At 39.6% G+C, this 16,348-nt stretch carries 14 protein-coding genes; 11 read left to right on the top strand and 3 right to left on the bottom strand.

From position 1 onward, the window contains the following. Window positions 1-46 precede the first annotated feature (46 nt). Both DV942_RS03850 and DV942_RS03845 read left to right on the top strand, forming a co-directional pair. Window positions 47-1,675 (top strand): sodium/sugar symporter, encoded by a 1,629-nt coding sequence (locus DV942_RS03850; RefSeq protein WP_145855417.1) that lies wholly within the window; start codon window positions 47-49, stop codon window positions 1,673-1,675. A gap of 45 nt (window positions 1,676-1,720) precedes the next feature. Further along, window positions 1,721-3,034 carry a glycoside hydrolase family 28 protein gene (locus DV942_RS03845; protein WP_222431161.1) on the top strand — a complete coding sequence of 438 codons (1,314 nt, stop codon included), beginning with the start codon at window positions 1,721-1,723 and terminating at the stop codon, window positions 3,032-3,034. A 151-nt stretch (window positions 3,035-3,185) separates the two neighbouring features. On the opposite strand, the gene DV942_RS03840 is transcribed toward DV942_RS03845, so the two are convergent. Then, window positions 3,186-3,479 (bottom strand): hypothetical protein, encoded by a 294-nt coding sequence (locus DV942_RS03840; RefSeq protein ID WP_145855414.1) that lies wholly within the window; start codon window positions 3,477-3,479, stop codon window positions 3,186-3,188. A 144-nt stretch (window positions 3,480-3,623) separates the two neighbouring features. On the opposite strand from DV942_RS03840, the gene DV942_RS03835 reads away from it, so the two are divergent. From DV942_RS03835 to DV942_RS03805, 7 genes are all read left to right on the top strand, one after another. After that, window positions 3,624-3,947, top strand: coding sequence for a TfoX/Sxy family protein (locus tag DV942_RS03835; protein ID WP_090986868.1), 324 nt, complete (start codon window positions 3,624-3,626; stop codon window positions 3,945-3,947). Window positions 3,948-4,699: 752 nt separating this feature from the next. After that, the gene (locus tag DV942_RS03830) at window positions 4,700-5,782 is read left to right on the top strand and encodes an efflux RND transporter periplasmic adaptor subunit (protein WP_145855412.1); all 1,083 of its coding nucleotides are present in this window, start codon (window positions 4,700-4,702) and stop codon (window positions 5,780-5,782) included. Between the two features lie 23 nt (window positions 5,783-5,805). Then, the gene (locus DV942_RS03825) at window positions 5,806-8,976 is read left to right on the top strand and encodes an efflux RND transporter permease subunit (RefSeq protein WP_090986864.1); all 3,171 of its coding nucleotides are present in this window, start codon (window positions 5,806-5,808) and stop codon (window positions 8,974-8,976) included. Continuing rightward, on the top strand, window positions 8,969-10,402 hold the full coding sequence (locus DV942_RS03820; RefSeq protein WP_145855410.1) for a TolC family protein: 1,434 nt from the start codon (window positions 8,969-8,971) through the stop codon (window positions 10,400-10,402). Before DV942_RS03825 ends, DV942_RS03820 begins: the two co-directional genes overlap by 8 nt. An 864-nt stretch (window positions 10,403-11,266) precedes the next feature. Beyond that, window positions 11,267-12,097, top strand: a complete 831-nt coding sequence (locus tag DV942_RS03815) for an aldo/keto reductase (protein ID WP_145855408.1) — start codon at window positions 11,267-11,269, stop codon at window positions 12,095-12,097. A gap of 390 nt (window positions 12,098-12,487) precedes the next feature. Further along, on the top strand, window positions 12,488-12,949 hold the full coding sequence (locus tag DV942_RS03810) for a VOC family protein (RefSeq protein WP_244950822.1): 462 nt from the start codon (window positions 12,488-12,490) through the stop codon (window positions 12,947-12,949). A 62-nt stretch (window positions 12,950-13,011) separates the two neighbouring features. Further along, window positions 13,012-14,157 carry a serine hydrolase domain-containing protein gene (locus DV942_RS03805; protein ID WP_145855406.1) on the top strand — a complete coding sequence of 382 codons (1,146 nt, stop codon included), beginning with the start codon at window positions 13,012-13,014 and terminating at the stop codon, window positions 14,155-14,157. Here DV942_RS03805 and DV942_RS03800 read toward each other — a convergent pair. Next, on the bottom strand, window positions 14,149-14,346 hold the full coding sequence (locus tag DV942_RS03800) for a hypothetical protein (RefSeq protein WP_145855404.1): 198 nt from the start codon (window positions 14,344-14,346) through the stop codon (window positions 14,149-14,151). The two genes, DV942_RS03805 and DV942_RS03800, sit on opposite strands and share 9 nt — an antisense overlap. Window positions 14,347-14,353: 7 nt before the next feature. After that, the gene (locus DV942_RS03795) at window positions 14,354-14,575 is read right to left on the bottom strand and encodes a DUF1877 family protein (RefSeq protein ID WP_090986855.1); all 222 of its coding nucleotides are present in this window, start codon (window positions 14,573-14,575) and stop codon (window positions 14,354-14,356) included. A 277-nt stretch (window positions 14,576-14,852) separates the two neighbouring features. On the opposite strand from DV942_RS03795, the gene DV942_RS03790 reads away from it, so the two are divergent. Both DV942_RS03790 and DV942_RS03785 read left to right on the top strand, forming a co-directional pair. Then, complete coding sequence (locus DV942_RS03790) at window positions 14,853-16,064, top strand: glycosyltransferase family 87 protein (RefSeq protein ID WP_145855402.1); 1,212 nt, start codon at window positions 14,853-14,855, stop codon at window positions 16,062-16,064. 107 nt (window positions 16,065-16,171) lie between these two features. Further along, entirely contained in the window at window positions 16,172-16,345 is a 174-nt protein-coding gene (locus tag DV942_RS03785; RefSeq protein WP_145855400.1) for a DUF3606 domain-containing protein, read from the top strand. Window positions 16,346-16,348 lie beyond the last annotated feature (3 nt).

Raw genomic sequence — 16,348 nt, 5'->3', positions numbered from 1 at the left:
GGGATTTTTTCTGATTTTTAAAAAAAACCAAATGTAAAATATCCTTATGAACCACCTGTCTGCATTCGACTATGTTATTTTTTTAATGTATTTTATATTAGTGTCTGCATATGGTTTTTGGGTGTACCGGAGCAAGAAAAAAAAGCGTACCGATACCAAAGATTATTTCCTTGCAGAAGGTTCGCTCACCTGGTGGGCTATCGGGGCATCTATTATCGCCTCTAATATTTCTGCTGAGCATTTTATCGGTATGTCGGGTTCGGGTTTTGCCATGGGGCTGGCCATTGCAAGTTACGAATGGATGGCTGCCGCCACGCTTATCATCGTGGCCATATTCTTTTTACCCATTTACATCAAGAACAAGATTTATACCATGCCACAGTTTCTATCTAACCGTTATAATAAAACGGTAAGTACGCTGATGGCGGTTTTCTGGTTATTGGTTTATGTATTTGTAAACTTAACTTCGATATTCTTTCTTGGGGCCATTGCCATTGAAACCATTACAGGGATTCCGTTTAATGTGTGTATCGTTTTTCTGGCGATTTTTTCTGCCATTATTACGCTGGGCGGCATGAAGGTAATTGGTTATACCGATGTAATACAGGTTTTTGTTTTAGTGGCAGGCGGACTGATTACCTGTTATATGGCGCTTAAACTGGTGGCTGAAAAACTGGATGCACCGAGTGTTCTGGCTTCGCTTCCGCTGTTGCGCAGCGAAGCGTCTGATCATTTTCATATGATATTTGCCAGGGGAGATAAATTTTACAACGAATTGCCCGGGATAGCGGTACTGGTGGGTGGTTTGTGGATCAATAACTTAAATTATTGGGGCTGTAACCAGTATATTGTTCAAAGGGCTTTGGGTGCGGATTTAAAAACCGGGCGTAGCGGACTAATATTTGCGGCGTTTCTAAAATTACTTATCCCGGTAATTGTGGTAATTCCGGGCATTGCAGCCTATGTATTGTATCAGCGGGGATATTTCCAGGCAGAAATGCTTGATGCAGCCGGGACGGTTAAGCCCGATCATGCCTATCCGGTACTGATGAATTTATTGCCGGCAGGAATAAAAGGCCTCGCCTTTGCCGCGCTCACCGCTGCTATTGTAGCCTCGTTAGCAGGTAAATGTAATAGTATTGCCACTATTTTTACGCTTGATATCTACAAGAAGTTTATTCAACCGGAAGCCTCAGAAACACGGATGGTTTCAGTTGGCCGCTGGTCGGTGGTTGTTGCTTCGTTAATTGCCATTGTTATTGCCCCTGCCTTGCGGAGTTTCGATCAGGTTTATCAGTTTATTCAGGAATATGTTGGTTTCATTTCACCAGGGGTTTTTGCCATTTTTTTACTCGGCTTTTTCTGGAAAAGAACCACTTCCCGCGCAGCGCTTACCGCTTCTTTATTAACGATCCCATTATCTACTTTTTTTAAATTTCTACCTACTTTAACCCGTGGTACTATCGAACCGATCCCTTTCTTAAACAGAATGTCGTGGGTATTTCTGATTATAATTGCGGTAATGGTAATCATAACTTTAGCCGATCCGAAAAGTAAAAATAACCCGAAAGGGCTTGAAATTGATAGCAGTATGTTTAAGGTTACACCGGCATTTACCATTGCCTCAGTAATTATCTGTGGTATACTTGCAGCACTTTATACTGTTTTTTGGTAATTGGAACAATTAAATACCCAAAATATTTTTTATAACGATTTGAAAATGAAGATTAGACCTTTACTGTTTTTTGCACTGCTGATTTCTTTCAGTGGGATGGCCCAGAATAAATTATATAATATTAAGAATTATGGTGCAGTGGGCGATGGCAAAACCAATGATGCCGCTGCTATCCAAAAAGCCATTAATGCCTGTTCGGCGGCAGGAGGCGGCCAGGTTATTGTACCTGCCGGAAATGTGTTTTTAGCAGGTCCTTTTAATCTGAAATCTTTTGTTGAATTAAGGGTAGAAGGCGGGGCAAAAATCTTAGCCAGCCCTGATGAAAAATTATATACTCAAAGTGCTTTTAGGGAGAATAAGGGCGAAGGCACCATTTGGATAGGTGGAGAAAAGCTGGAACAGGTAAGCATTACCGGAACAGGGGTAATTGATGGGAATGGAATTTCGTTTATGGGGGAGGAATTAAGTGACTCGTATGTTTTAAAACCTTTTAATATTGTAGATCCGAGGCCGCATTTGCTTACACTAACGGGTTGTAATAAACTGAATATAGATGGGGTAACTTTTCAAAATTCTGCTTACTGGACGGTTCATTTGGTGGGCTGTAATGATGTTTCCATATCAAATATCACATTGCTGAACAGCATAAAAATCCGTAATAGTGATGGTATTGACCTGGATCACAGTAAAAATGTACGGATTACCAATTGTTTCATAGAATCAGGTGATGACTGCATCTGTTTAAAAAACAGGCGCGAGTTTGAAGAATATGGTGCGTGCGAAAACATTGTGATTAGCAACTGTACCATGACCTCCAGCTCGTGTGCCATCAAAATAGGTTCTGAAAATATGGACCGGATCAGTAATGTACTCATCAATAATTGTAATATCAGAAAGAGCAACCGAGGTATTGGAATTCAGAATCGTGACGAGGGAACCGTGGACAATGTGGTTTTTTCAAACCTGTTTATCGAGTCGAAATTGTTTTCAGATGTATGGTGGGGCAAGGCAGAACCGATTTATATCACTGCTTATCCAAGAGCAACGAGCAATAATAAAGACGCTGGCTGGCGTTTACCAAAGGGCCAGACCAAAGGTAAGGTGGGTGCGGTTAAGAATATTTATTTTAGTAACATCAGGTGTACAGGAGAAAGCGGTGTTTACATCAGCGGCGAAAGCCCGGATAAAATTTCCGAAATCTATTTTGACCAGGTGAGTGTTTATCTCGATAAAACAACTAATGAAGCAGGGGAGTATATGATCGCAGACCCAGCAATGTTGAAGGACTGGTTAAAAGTGCGGTTGCAGGATTTTATTTCGAAAATACAGGATACATCAGTTTGCAGAACAGTAATGTAGTTTGGGGTAAAAATAAACCAGCCTATGCAGGTAAGGCCCTGGAAAAAAAGAATGTAACTAAGCTTAAAACAGTTAATTTTAGCGAAACCACCGTTGAGAAGTAAGAGATTTTAATACTTTGGTTGCGCTTTAACGAACCAGGTACTGCTGTTTAAAGTGTAGATTGATCTGTTATTGGCTGCTCGTTATCCATGGCAATTTCAATCAATGCGTTATTGATTTCGCCGATGGTTTTAACACTGAAAACATGCCTCCCGGTTAACCACCGCTTGATTTCATCGGGATTAATATCCAATATGGAAGCCAGGTCGTTTTCTGTTGAACCCTTTGCAGCAAGCATTGTTATGGTTTTTTTGGCAACAGCAAGGTTTAACTGCGTTAATTTTTCAATCGCAGGATTTCCGGTTTCTTGCAGCCAGATCGAAACAAAATCATTTTCTTCCATTTTATTCTTTACTTAAAACGTCAGCTTACTTTAGCAGCAGCTGGTTGTTTGGGCGACAAATTTAGCGATTAAGCCAGTTAAAGCAAATCAGAATGAAAAGAATAGTCTAACTTTACAGAAAGTTCAAGTCAAATCAATTTAAAAATGGCATCAGATCAGAAATTTGTGGATTTTATAATCGATCAGGTCGGTTATGCAGGGCAGATTACCTGTAAAAAAATGTTTGGTGAATATGGCTTGTATTTTGATGATAAATTGTTTGCACTCGTATGTGATAACAAATTATTTGTTAAACCAACGCAATCGGGAAAGGCCTATATCAGTGATGTAGTAGAAGCGCCGCCTTATCCGGGCGCAAAAAATCAATTTCTAATTGAAGAGCAGCTGGAAGACCGCGATTGGTTGCAAAAACTCGTAGCTATCACGGTTGCTGAACTGCCTGAACCCAAACCTAGAAAAAAGAAATAAGGAGATGAATGCAGGACTGAAAAAATGTTTTTATACTTATTTTTTATGAACGGCTAGCCAAAAAACTATTTGTGTAAATTAAGAATTTGCATTTCTGGTTCAGAACCGGCAGAAATTTCACCTAACGGCGCTATGCCACAAGCTGCCCATATAAATTTAAAAATATTAAGGAATTCGCATTGGATGTCCCTGTCAGATTGTATTTCGTTTTCCATATTATACCGCTTTAATCTGATTATCAAACAAAAAATGGCTGGTTTTCTTTGCACTAAAATAAAGCTTTAATGTAAATATACTGTTCTGTAAAGGTTAAGGATATATTGTCTTTTTTAGCGGCCATTACTTATATAATCAAGGTGATGGAGAAAACCCTTCACCTGTCCTTAAACGCAAATACAACGAAAAAAAAGACGTTATTTCATGCTTTAAAAAATAAAAAACATCATTCATCTAGTGCTTTTTGGTTGAAATCAAGGTGTTTACAGTAAGTAAACCGATTTAAAATATAGTTTAAAATCCTGTATTTCTGTTTCTAAATACAATTTTTCCTGCCTAAACCTGAAGTTCAACTTCATTATAACTTCATAAAACTGTATTTATTTCGCTATCGAATTAAATCATTGCGTAACCATCATTTATTGAAATCAAAAAAGCATCTATAAACCGGTTGTGGAATGCTTTTCATAAATAAATGGTTGCCCGCGGAAACTAATTAGAGAAAAAATAAATCAGATTAAAACCACTCCAAAAAAATGAAAAGAGTTCTCATGTGCTTAGGCTTGTTTACTTTGCTTTACGCAACAAGTTGCACCTCGAAGAAAGAAGAAAAAGAAGAAGTAGCCACTTACGCGGTGACTTCCCCCGTACGAATGGACACCTCCTTTACCAAAGAATATGTTTCGCAGATCAAATCTGTTCGGAATATCGAAGTTAGGGCCCAGGAAAAGGGTTATCTCCAAAATATTTATGTAGATGAAGGCCAGCATGTAAAAGCAGGCCAGTTGTTGTTTAAAATTATGCCTAAAGCAGCGCAATCTGAATTGTTAAAGGCACAGGCAGAAACCAAATCGGCTCAAATCGAACTGGAAAACACCAAATTACTTTCAGATAAAAATATCGTTTCCAAAAATGAGCTGGCCATGGCCAAAGCAAAGCTGCAATCGGCAAACGCCGAAACTTCTCTGGCGAAATTCCACCTGTCTAATACCGAAATCAGGGCACCTTTCGATGGTACGATCGATCGTATCCCTTTAAAATTGGGAAGTTTGGTTGATGAGGGGGCTTTATTAACCAGCCTGTCAGACAATAGCCAGGTTTTTGCATATTTCAATGTGTCAGAACCTGAATATTTAAACTACCAGAGTGCTGCGAAAGCAAAAGGTCAGCAAGAAGTGAGTTTGTTATTGGCAAACGGCGAATTTCTAAAGGCAAAAGGTAAAGTAGAAGTTATTGAAAGCGAGTTTGATAACGAAACCGGAAATATTGCTTTCAGGGCCAGGTTCAACAACAGCGATAACCTGCTTAGAAATGGTGAGACAGGTAAAGTACACATGGTTGTACCGCTAAAAAATGCCATCATTATCCCGCAAAAAGCCACTTACAATATCCAGGACAAAACCTATGTTTTTGTAGTGGATAAAAATAATAAGGTACACTCTAGGGTAATTACCATTGCGGGCGATCTTCCTGATTTATACATCGTGGGCGATGGCATTACCGTTGAAGATAAAATTCTGCTTGAAGGCGTACAAAAGGTTAAGGACGATGATAAAATTGCCTTTAAATTTCAGCAACCTCAGGAAGTATTGAAACAATTGAGATTGAAAACAGAATAATCTAAACCCTCTATACTTAATTTATGTTTAGTAAATTCATACAAAGGCCAGTCCTTTCTATCGTAATATCACTGGTTATTGTGTTTTTAGGGGTGCTGGCCATTAGCTACCTGCCTGTTACACAGTTTCCAACCATATCTCCTCCCAAAGTGAACATCACTGCAGAATACCCGGGAGCGAATAATGAACTTTTAATTAAATCTGTCGTTATTCCGCTTGAGCGTGCGCTTAACGGTGTACCGGGCATGAAATACATTGCATCTGATGCCGGTAATGACGGTGAAGCTTCGATACAGGTGGTATTTAATTTAGGTACCGATCCCAATCAGGCTTCGCTTAACGTACAGAACCGTGTGGCTGCTGTAACCAACAAGCTCCCTCCCCTGGTTATCCGCGAGGGCGTAAAAATTACCCGCGAAGAGCCAAACATGCTGATGTATATCAACTTATACAGTAAAGATCCTAAAATGAATCAGAACTTTCTGTATAACTATGCCGATATCAACCTGCTTTCAGAACTTAAACGGGTAGATGGTGTAGGTTTTGCCGATATTTTGGGTGATAGGGATTATGCGATGCGGATCTGGTTAAAACCCGACCGTATGCAGGCTTATAAAATCTCGGTTGACGAAGTGATGAAAGCGCTTGATGAGCAAAGTTTAGAAGCTTCGCCTGGTAAAACAGGAGAGAGTTCAGGTAAACGTTCGCAGGCTTTCGAATATGTACTCAAATATTCAGGTCGTTTTAATACCAAAGAAGGCTACGAAAATATCGTGGTAAGGGCTACTCCTGATGGCGAGTTGCTCCGCTTAAAAGATATTGCCGATGTAGATTTTAGTGCTTCTGCTTATAACTTGTATTCAACCTTAAATGGAAAAGCATCCGCTGCAATTGTTTTAAAACAATCATACGGCAGTAATGCCAGTCAGGTGATTAAAGATGTGAAGGCCAAAATGGCCGAAATCAAATCGGCATCCTTTCCAAAAGGTTTAGATTACGAGATCAGTTACGACGTTTCCAAATTCCTCGATGCATCTATCGAAAAGGTTATCCATACACTGGTAGAGGCCTTTATCCTGGTAGGTTTAGTGGTATTCTTATTTCTTGGCGACTGGCGGTCAACCCTTATTCCGGCTATTGCTGTACCGGTATCGTTGATCGGAACATTTGTATTTATGCAGTTCTTTGGTATTACACTTAACCTGATTACCTTGTTTGCATTGGTACTCGCCATTGGGGTGGTAGTAGATGATGCCATTGTGGTAATTGAGGCGGTGCATGCCAAGATGGAGCATGACAGGCACCTTTCGGTGTTAAAAGCTACACAACAGGCCATGAAAGAGATCGGGGGTGCCATTATTGCCATTACCTTCTTAATGGCCTCGGTATTTATCCCGGTAGCGTTTATGTCTGGACCGGTGGGTATTTTCTATCGCCAGTTTTCCATTACCATGGCAACGGCCATTATCCTTTCAGGTATTGTAGCGTTAACACTTACACCTGCGTTGTGTGCCATTATGCTTAAAAATAATCATGGTACGGCAAAAAAGAAAACCTTAATTGATCGTTTTCTGGATGGCTTTAACCGGGGTTTTGGTAAATTATCAGGCAAATACGAATTTGTATTGAGCAGGGTGGTAAGCCGTAGGTTGTTAACCTTCGGGGTATTGGTAGCCTTTTGTTTCGGTGTTTGGGCATTAAGCGGAAGCGTGCCTTCAGGCTTTATTCCTAACGAAGACCAGGGAATGGTTTACGCCATTATCCAAACCCCTCCGGGATCGACTTTGGAACGTACCGATCAGATTGCAGAGAAACTGCAGAAAATGTGCGAAGATATTGACGGTGTTAAATCGGTTTCCTCTCTGGCCGGATACGAAATCCTGACCGAAGGTACAGGATCTAACTCAGGTACCTGTTTAATTAACCTTAAAGATTGGAGTGAGCGTAAACATTCTGCACAGGAGATTATTGAAGAATTGGATGAGAAGTCAAAATCTATACCAGGCGCAACTATCGAATTTTTCCAGCCACCGGCAGTACCGGGTTATGGTGCTGCAGGCGGTTTCGAACTTCGCTTGCTGGATAAAGCAGGTAGCGGCGATTATAAGAAAATGGAAACCGTGGGCAATGATTTTGTGCGCGAGCTGAACAAACGCAAAGAGCTATCATCTGTATTTACTTTCTATAGTGCCAGTTTCCCTCAATATATGCTGGATGTGGATAACGATATTGCACAGCAAAAAGGCGTAAGTATTGATAACGCGATGAATACGCTATCCACCTTTGTCGGCAGTAACTACGAAACCAGCTTTATTAAATATGATCGCCAATATAAGGTAATTGTACAGGCTTTACCTCAATACAGGGCTTTACCAGAAGATATTTTAAAACTTTCGGTTAAAAACAGCCGCGATGAAATGGTACCTTTCTCGGCCTTTATTAAAATGCGCCGGGTTTATGGTCTGTCTGAAATTACGCGTCACAATATGTACAACGCCTCTGAGATCAGCGGACAGGCCGCACCGGGTTACAGTTCAGGTGAAGCCATCAAAGCCATTACCGAAGTAGCACAGAAAACCTTACCAAGGGGATTTGGTATCGATTGGGCAGGTATCTCTAAAGATGAGGTATCAAGAGGTAACGAAGCCATTTACATCTTCCTGATTTGTTTAGGTTTCGTTTACCTGGTATTGGCTGCACAATATGAAAGTTTCATCCTGCCGCTTTCCGTAATCCTTTCTTTACCTGCTGGTATTTTTGGTGCATTCCTGTTCCTTAAGTTATTGGGTTTGGAAAACAATATCTACGCCCAGGTAGCCATGGTCATGTTAATTGGTTTACTTGGTAAAAATGCGGTATTGATTGTGGAATTTGCCACACAGCGCCAAAGCCAGGGGGCAAGCGTGCTTAAGGCGGCAATGGAAGGGGCAAGCGTGCGTTTCCGTCCGATTTTAATGACTTCGTTCGCCTTTATTGCCGGTCTGATTCCGTTGATGATTGCCACCGGTCCGGGTAAAATAGGTAACCGCACCATTGGTTCTGCCGCTGCCGGCGGTATGCTTTTCGGTACCATTTTCGGGGTAATCGTGATCCCTGGCTTATATTATATATTCGGATCAATTGCAGCAAAACACAAGCTGATCAAAATTGAGGAAGAACATCCGTTAACTGAAGAAATTGAGAATAATGTTTAAGAATAAATTATATAAATGCCTTGGACTGGTGTTGATATGCGCTGCATATACCGCCTGTAAGCTGCCAGAAGTAGCCCAGCGTGCCGAAAATAAAAATACCCCTGTGAGCTTTAACGGCTCGCAGGATACTCTGAGTTCTGCCAGTATACAATGGCGTAACTTTTTTACCGATCCCAATCTGATCAACCTGATTGATACGGCACTGAAGAATAACCAGGAGCTGAATATTACCCTTCAGGACATTGAAATAGCCAAAAATGAAATAAAGGCCAGAAAGGGCGAACTTTTGCCGAATGTAACCTATGGTGTAGGAGCAGGGTTGGATAAAGTTGGCCGTTATACCAGTTCAGGTGCGGGCGATGCTTCTACAGAAATTACACCCGGTAAACGTGTTCCGGAAGTATTGCCTGATTATCGTTTCGGTTTACAAGCTAATTGGGAAGCCGATATCTGGCATAAACTGCGTAATTCTAAAAAAGCAGCCATTAATCATTACCTGTCTACGATAGAAGGTAAGAACTTTGTAATCACCAATTTAATTGCTGAAGTCGCAAATTCATACTATGAATTGCTGGCATCTGATAATCAGTTGGAAACCGTGAGAAAAAATATCGAACTTCAAAGCAATGCACTGGAGTTGATGAAAATTCAAAAGCAAGCCACAAGGGTAAACGAACTGGCTGTACGCAAATTTGAAGCAGAAGTATTGAGTTCTAAAAGTTTGGAATTTGATATTCAACAGGATATTATTGAAAACGAGAACAAAATTAATTTTCTGTTAGGCCGTTTCCCTCAGCCCATTATCAGGGATAAGTCAAGCTTTACCGATCTGGTGCCGGCAACCGTACATACGGGCTTACCAGCGCAATTGCTGGCCAATCGCCCTGATATTAAACAGGCAGAGTATGAGCTTGCAGCGGCTAAATTGGATGTAAAAGTGGCTAAGGCCCAGTTTTATCCATCATTGGGAATTTCTGCGGCTATCGGTTATCAGGCTTTTAATCCTTCTTACTTACTGAGAACACCAGAATCCCTGATTTATTCGCTGGCAGGAGATCTGGCCGGACCGCTGATCAATAGAAACGCCATCAAGGCAGAATACGCTTCTGCAAATGCAAAACAATTGCAAGCTGTTTTTGATTATGAAAAAGCCATTTTAAACGGTTACATTGAAGTAGCCAACCAGATGTCGAAAATCAGCAACCTGCAAAAAAGCTACGATCTCAAATCCAAACAGGTTACCGCCCTTACACAATCCATCGATATTTCGAACGATTTGTTTAAAGCGGCACGAGCTGATTATTTTGAAGTATTGATGACCCAGCGTGATGCTTTGCAATCAAAATTGGAGCTGATTGAAACCAAAAAACAACAATTAAATGCTGTAGTAGATATTTACCAGGCACTTGGCGGCGGCTGGAAATAGGAAGCAACAGCATGGAAAGCCATAAAGCATAGTAAAGTAATCCTTATATTCTGTAAGGCTGTTCCTCAATCCGGAGCAGCCTTTTTCTTTTCTGGCCTTAGCTTCTCTTTCTGGTCTTAGCGTCCCGCTAACACCTTTTTTACTATCAGTGGTGTCAGATGTTACCATCTGACACGTATTAGTTTAGTTAATACGTCAGTTCCTCATTTTTTTATCATAAAGTTCTCTTTTTCCGGTCTTAGCGTCCCGCTAAGACCCTTTTTACCGTCAGTGGTGTCAGATGTTACCATCTGACACGTATTAACCTGAACTCGATAATTATTATTTAATTAAATACTGTCTTGTAGACGATCCATCCATGACCGATTCGTTATGCTGAAGGAAGGGAGCCTATCTCAAAATAACAGATTAAATAATAGCAATAGAATTAAATTCGGCGATGTCGTCTTGCTCAGCTTGATCCGATCGCTATCGGATGGGCATCTTAATGCTCTGGTATGGACTTATTTAGTTGCCGTTCTATCTCATTAAGATTAGCTTCGCTGAGCACTTCGTGGTTCCCGTTTTCACGAGAATAACGCCCTTTCAAAATATTATTCTGCCAAAAATCTCCAAAACCATTTCTGAAACAGCCTCGACATCAGTGGTGTCAGATGTTACCATCTGACACGTATTAGTTTAGTTAATACGTCAGTTCCTCATTTTTTTATCATTACCAGTGGTGTCAGATGTTACCATCTGACACATATTAGTTTAGTGAGTACATCAGTTCCTCATTTATTTATCATAAAATTCGTTTGGAAAACAATGCGATTTACCTGTGGTTATCTTTATCGTAGAATTTATCATTATATCTGAAATAAAATGGGAAAAACAACATTTAAATTTGGCGGGTTAGAGGTTAACCGTTTAGGTTATGGCGCCATGCAGTTAACGGGTAACGGTGTTTTTGGCGAAGTGGCAGACCGCGAAAATGCAATAACCGTTTTGCGCGAAGCAGTAGCAAATGGCGTTAATTTTATCGATACAGCAGAAGCTTACGGGCCGAAGTTTAATGAATCGCTTATTGCAGATGCCTTATCACCTTTTCAAAAAGACCTTTTTATTGCTACCAAAGGTGGCTTCGACCGCCCAGGCCCTAATAAATGGGTACCTAATGGAACACCTGAAAAAATCAGACAGGATATTGAAGGCAGTTTGCAACGCTTAAAAGTAGATTCAATCGACTTATGGCAACTGCATCGCATTGATCCGAATATTGAGGTTGCCAAAATCCTGGCTCCGGTGGCCGAAGCGGTTAAGGAAGGTAAAATAAAACATGTGGGTTTATCAGAAGTAACCATTGATCAGATTAAGCAGGTTCAGGATATTCTTCCCGTAGTTTCTGTTCAAAATTTATACAACCTTGGCAACAGGCAATGGGAGCGGGTTTTAGATTTTACGGCAGAACAAGGTCTGGCCTTTATCCCATGGTTCCCTTTAGCTTCTGGTCCGCATAAATTAGCAGATAAAATCAAAGCGATTGCCGAAAAACATAAAGCCACTACTGCTCAGATTGCTCTGGCCTGGTTGTTAAAAAGATCATCAAATATCCTTTTAATTCCCGGAACAAAATCTGTAGAACATTTAAAAGAAAACTTAAAAGCTGCAGAAATTGAATTGACTCAGGAAGAATTTGAAAGTTTGGCAAATTAACATTGTCATTCTGAGCGCAGCGACGAATCTTTTTTACCTTGTTAGAATGATTTGGTCTTGGCGTCTTGATCTTTTCCGTGGTGTCTGCTGTTACCAGCTGACACTGATAAAACCCTTTCATTTGTAAAAAAGCCATGACGCAAGCACTTAAATTATTAATATTCTTTTCTGGTCTTAGCGTCTCGCTAAGACCTTTTTTATTAAAATGTTGCTTTCTGAGGAACAATTTATGATATAGAGATCAACCTAAGCGACAGGTTTTTTGCATCATATTTTTTCCGTGGTGTCTGCTGTTACCAGCTGACACTGATAAAGCCTTTTCATTTGTAAATAAGCCATGACGCAAGCACTTAAATTACCAATATTCGCATTTAAGTGTGATATTTAGGCATGAAACAAATCATCCTGACCGCTGGCATGCTATTGTCTATTATTTTTCAAAAAACCATGGCACAAAATAAAACCGAAAACACACCCGCTATTTTAAATCACATCGCTGTTTATGTGTCAGATCTGGGCAAAGCCACTACTTTTTACCAAAGTGTATTCAACCTTAAAATAATTCCTGAACCTTTTAAAGATAATCGGCATACCTGGTTTACCTTAGGGCCTGCCGGACAGCTTCACCTGATACAGGGTGCAAAAGGCAATGAAACTTTCGACAAAAATGGACACTTATGTTTCAGCGTTCCATCAATTGATGATTTTGTAAAAAAACTAAACGCCAAAAACATCAGCTTTGAAGATTGGGCCGGAAAAGAAAAAGGCATTACGCTTCGCGTTGATGGTGTAAAACAGATTTATTTTAAAGATCCGGATGGCCATTGGCTGGAAGTAAACGACGACAAATAATTTCCTGAAATACTTCAGAACTTTTTACTATACGATCTATGTTCATCTTATCCTGCTAGCTTATGAAATTTAAATACTTTTATGCACTACTACTAATCGTTGGGTTAAGCTCAGCAGTTCAGGCACAGCAAGAAAAAGCTGAAGCAGACTTTAAATCGGTAATGGATAAATATAGTGCAGTTGGGGCTTCAGTGGCTGTGGTAAAAGATGGCCGGATAATTTATAACCACTCTTTCGGTTTAAAGGATTTGGAGCATGAGGCCCCATTAAACAACCAGGATATTTTCAGAATTGCTTCCATTTCCAAGTCTTTTTCAGCAACTGCCATCATGCAGCTGGTAGAGGCAGGTAAAATTTCGCTCGATGATGATTTCGGAGAGCTGGTGGGTTTTAAAGTCAGGAACCCAAAATTTCCCGATCAGAAAATTACCTTAAAAATGGCATTATCACATACTTCCGGTTTAAACGATTCGCAAGGATATTTAAATTTCGATTTGATCAATCCTGATAAAAATCCAGACTGGGCCAAATGTTATAACGATTATGCCCCTGGAAGCAAATTTGATTATTGTAACCTTAACTTTAATATGATTGGTGCTGTTATCGAAAAAATATCTGGTGAACGTTTTGATAACTATATAAAACAACATATCATAAAGCCGTTGGATCTTTATGCAGGGTATTGTGTTGATTCTTTAGATAGTACACGTTTTGTAAAACTGTATGAATACCATCCTGATAGTAAAAGTTATACACTGTCATCAAATGCTTATGCGCCGAGGCGAACCGAGATTGCCAATTATGTAATGGGCTACACCACACCTATTTTTTCGCCAACCGGCGGAATGAAAATTTCTGCTCATGATTTGGCCAGATATATGATCATGCACATGAACTACGGAACATCAGATGGCGTGAAAATAATATACAGAAAAAGTGCGAAAATAATGCAAACGGCGCTAAGTGCTGATGAGGGCTATGGTTTAGCCATCATGACTGCAGATGATTTGATACCGGGAGTTAAGCTAAAAGGGCATACCGGCTCAGCCTATGGTTTACACAGTACGATGTTTTTTAATCCTAAACATAAATTTGGATTTGTGATCATTACCAATGGAATAAATGCGACTTATACAGACGGATTACCCGACTTTAGCCGTGCCGCTATAAACAGCCTGTACCAATCGTTCTTTAATCACCTAAAGTAAGTTAGACAATCCATTTTTATGAAAAAATACCGATAACGTTCTGATGCCGGCATTTGGATGGCTTAAGTTATTACCTTTAATTTTCCGGTTTAAAACACCTTTAACTGCTGGAAGATCAATCAGGTGCGTATATTCGGTAATGGTTTGCTCAACCGCTACCGTATTTTTGCTTTCATTCTTGTTATTCATATATCGGTTATTGATTTACAAAACGTTGATAGGTACTTCCTGATTTAATTTTTTCCATCATGAAATGTTCCTTCAGTTTTGAAAACTCCATGCTGTGTAATGCTTTTACGGCTGATTTAAGCTTTTCAGTACTGATGCCTAATCTTGCAGCCCAGTAATTGCGATCCTGCTCATCTGCGATTTCGATAAATTCTTTCCTGGCATTCATCGAATTAACTTGATATTCCATGTCTATAAATTTTGGTTAGTAATCATCTATTTAAACAGGCAGAATTCCATTTGGTTTTAAAGTTTTGTCAGTAAATTCTCAGAAATATCGTATAAATAACAGGTTCTGTTTAAATTATAGGTTAAAGCACGTGTTTACACCGAAAAGTCAGATTTTATTGCATCATTACCCGTATAGTAATTTTTTTTCGCATTTAACCCACATCACTTTCATTCATAAAACATTAGGTTTTGTCGATTTTCGTTTTTATAATTGTATTGTAATATATTTTTTACAAATGCTAAATTATTTTCTAGCCAGCAATCAAAGTTTGCCTTCAGGTCGTAAGTTCTATCAAGACAATCGTTTTGTATTGTTTATCTGGGTGCTGATTACCCTTATTTTTGTAATAGATTCCTGGATAACAAACCGTTACAACAATTATCTGATTTTCGAAAATACATTCAGAAACCTACTGCATGAGCGATCACTCTATGCAAATTATCCGGCTTACCATGATGATTCCAATCATTATGGCCCTGTTTTTAGTGTGTTGATTGCCCCATTTGCCATTTTTCATAACTGGATAGGATTATTGTTATGGAACCTGTTTAATTGCTTCTTCCTTTTTAAGGCCGTGCAAACCTTGCCCTTAACTGAAGATCAAAAAATAGCTGTAGGTTATATCGCTATTCCCTGTTTAATAGAATCGATGCTCAATCAGCAGTTTAATGCCGGTGCGGGGGCATTAATGATATTAAGTTATACCCTGCTCAATAAAGATAAAGGAATATGGTCTGCACTTTGCATTGTACTGGGTACCTTTATTAAATTGTACGGCATTGTGGGGCTGGTTTTTTTCTTTTTTTCTAAAAATAAGCTCTCTTTTGTGTTGTGGTTGCTTTTATGGTCGGTGGTTATATTTTTATTACCGATGCTTATCGCTTCACCAGGTTATGTGCTGCACAGTTATGTAGATTGGAAAAACTCTTTAATGAGTAAAAATATGGTAAACGTACTGGGAGGGGGGATTGATATTTCCATTATGGGTTTCTTCAGAGCACTTTTAAATGAAAAGAATATACCGAACTTTCTATTGCTGAGCCTTGGTGCTTTATTATTCAGTTTGCCTTTTATAAACCTGTCGCGTTTCAAAAAAAGCCGCTTCCAGTTAATGATCCTGTCATCGGTTTTGATTTTTCCGGTATTGTTTAGCACAGGTGCAGAAGACTGCACTTTTATCATTCCCATTATCGGGGTAGGTGTATGGTATGTGAAAGAAAAGCATGAGGTGATGAAAAGGATACTACTACCCATTTTATTGTTAATTACCTGTAATTTCCCGCTGTTGTTATTCCCGGTGTTCGCAAAATCGCATCCGTTATCACTGGCAATCATCAGCTTTCCTTATTTTCTGGTTTGGTTGAGGATTATTTACAGTGCAACCTATAATAGTTTCTGGTATGCAGAAGAAACAGAACCTGAAATGGTTACTGCGTTAGCAGATTAAATTTTAAATGTTTGTTTTTTTTAGGTTTTAACAGCTGTTTGTACAAACGGAGGTTAAAACCTTTTTTGTTATGGGGCTGTTTTATAATCATCTAATCAAGAACAGTTATGGATGATAAACAAAAAACAGGTAACCCTGATCGCGAAAGGATCAATGTTAATGAAGGTTATGAGCTGGATTATTGGTCTAACAAATTTGGTGTGAGCAAAGATAAACTCAAGGCCGCCGTAGAAACAGTGGGTACCGCTGCCAGTGCAGTTGAAGATTATTTGAAAAAGTAAAAC

Source organism: Pedobacter suwonensis (genome assembly GCF_007833675.1).
Lineage (GTDB): Bacteria > Bacteroidota > Bacteroidia > Sphingobacteriales > Sphingobacteriaceae > Pedobacter > Pedobacter suwonensis.
Note: the sequence above shows the minus strand (reverse complement) of the source record. Positions and strands in the feature narration are given on the sequence as shown.

Bases quoted from the DNA above. Each gene is read 5' to 3' on its own strand.
- DV942_RS03810 (WP_244950822.1), top strand. From the start codon at position 12,488: ATGAAACAAATCATCCTGACCGCTGGCATGCTATTGTCTATTATTTTT.
- DV942_RS03825 (WP_090986864.1), top strand. From the start codon at position 5,806: ATGTTTAGTAAATTCATACAAAGGCCAGTCCTTTCTATCGTAATATCA.
- DV942_RS03850 (WP_145855417.1), top strand. From the start codon at position 47: ATGAACCACCTGTCTGCATTCGACTATGTTATTTTTTTAATGTATTTT.
- DV942_RS03820 (WP_145855410.1), top strand. From the start codon at position 8,969: ATGTTTAAGAATAAATTATATAAATGCCTTGGACTGGTGTTGATATGC.
- DV942_RS03845 (WP_222431161.1), top strand. From the start codon at position 1,721: ATGAAGATTAGACCTTTACTGTTTTTTGCACTGCTGATTTCTTTCAGT.
- DV942_RS03785 (WP_145855400.1), top strand. From the start codon at position 16,172: ATGGATGATAAACAAAAAACAGGTAACCCTGATCGCGAAAGGATCAAT.
- DV942_RS03815 (WP_145855408.1), top strand. From the start codon at position 11,267: ATGGGAAAAACAACATTTAAATTTGGCGGGTTAGAGGTTAACCGTTTA.
- DV942_RS03805 (WP_145855406.1), top strand. From the start codon at position 13,012: ATGAAATTTAAATACTTTTATGCACTACTACTAATCGTTGGGTTAAGC.
- DV942_RS03835 (WP_090986868.1), top strand. From the start codon at position 3,624: ATGGCATCAGATCAGAAATTTGTGGATTTTATAATCGATCAGGTCGGT.
- DV942_RS03840 (WP_145855414.1), bottom strand. From the start codon at position 3,479: ATGGAAGAAAATGATTTTGTTTCGATCTGGCTGCAAGAAACCGGAAAT.
- DV942_RS03830 (WP_145855412.1), top strand. From the start codon at position 4,700: ATGAAAAGAGTTCTCATGTGCTTAGGCTTGTTTACTTTGCTTTACGCA.
- DV942_RS03790 (WP_145855402.1), top strand. From the start codon at position 14,853: ATGCTAAATTATTTTCTAGCCAGCAATCAAAGTTTGCCTTCAGGTCGT.
- DV942_RS03800 (WP_145855404.1), bottom strand. From the start codon at position 14,346: ATGAATAACAAGAATGAAAGCAAAAATACGGTAGCGGTTGAGCAAACC.
- DV942_RS03795 (WP_090986855.1), bottom strand. From the start codon at position 14,575: ATGGAATATCAAGTTAATTCGATGAATGCCAGGAAAGAATTTATCGAA.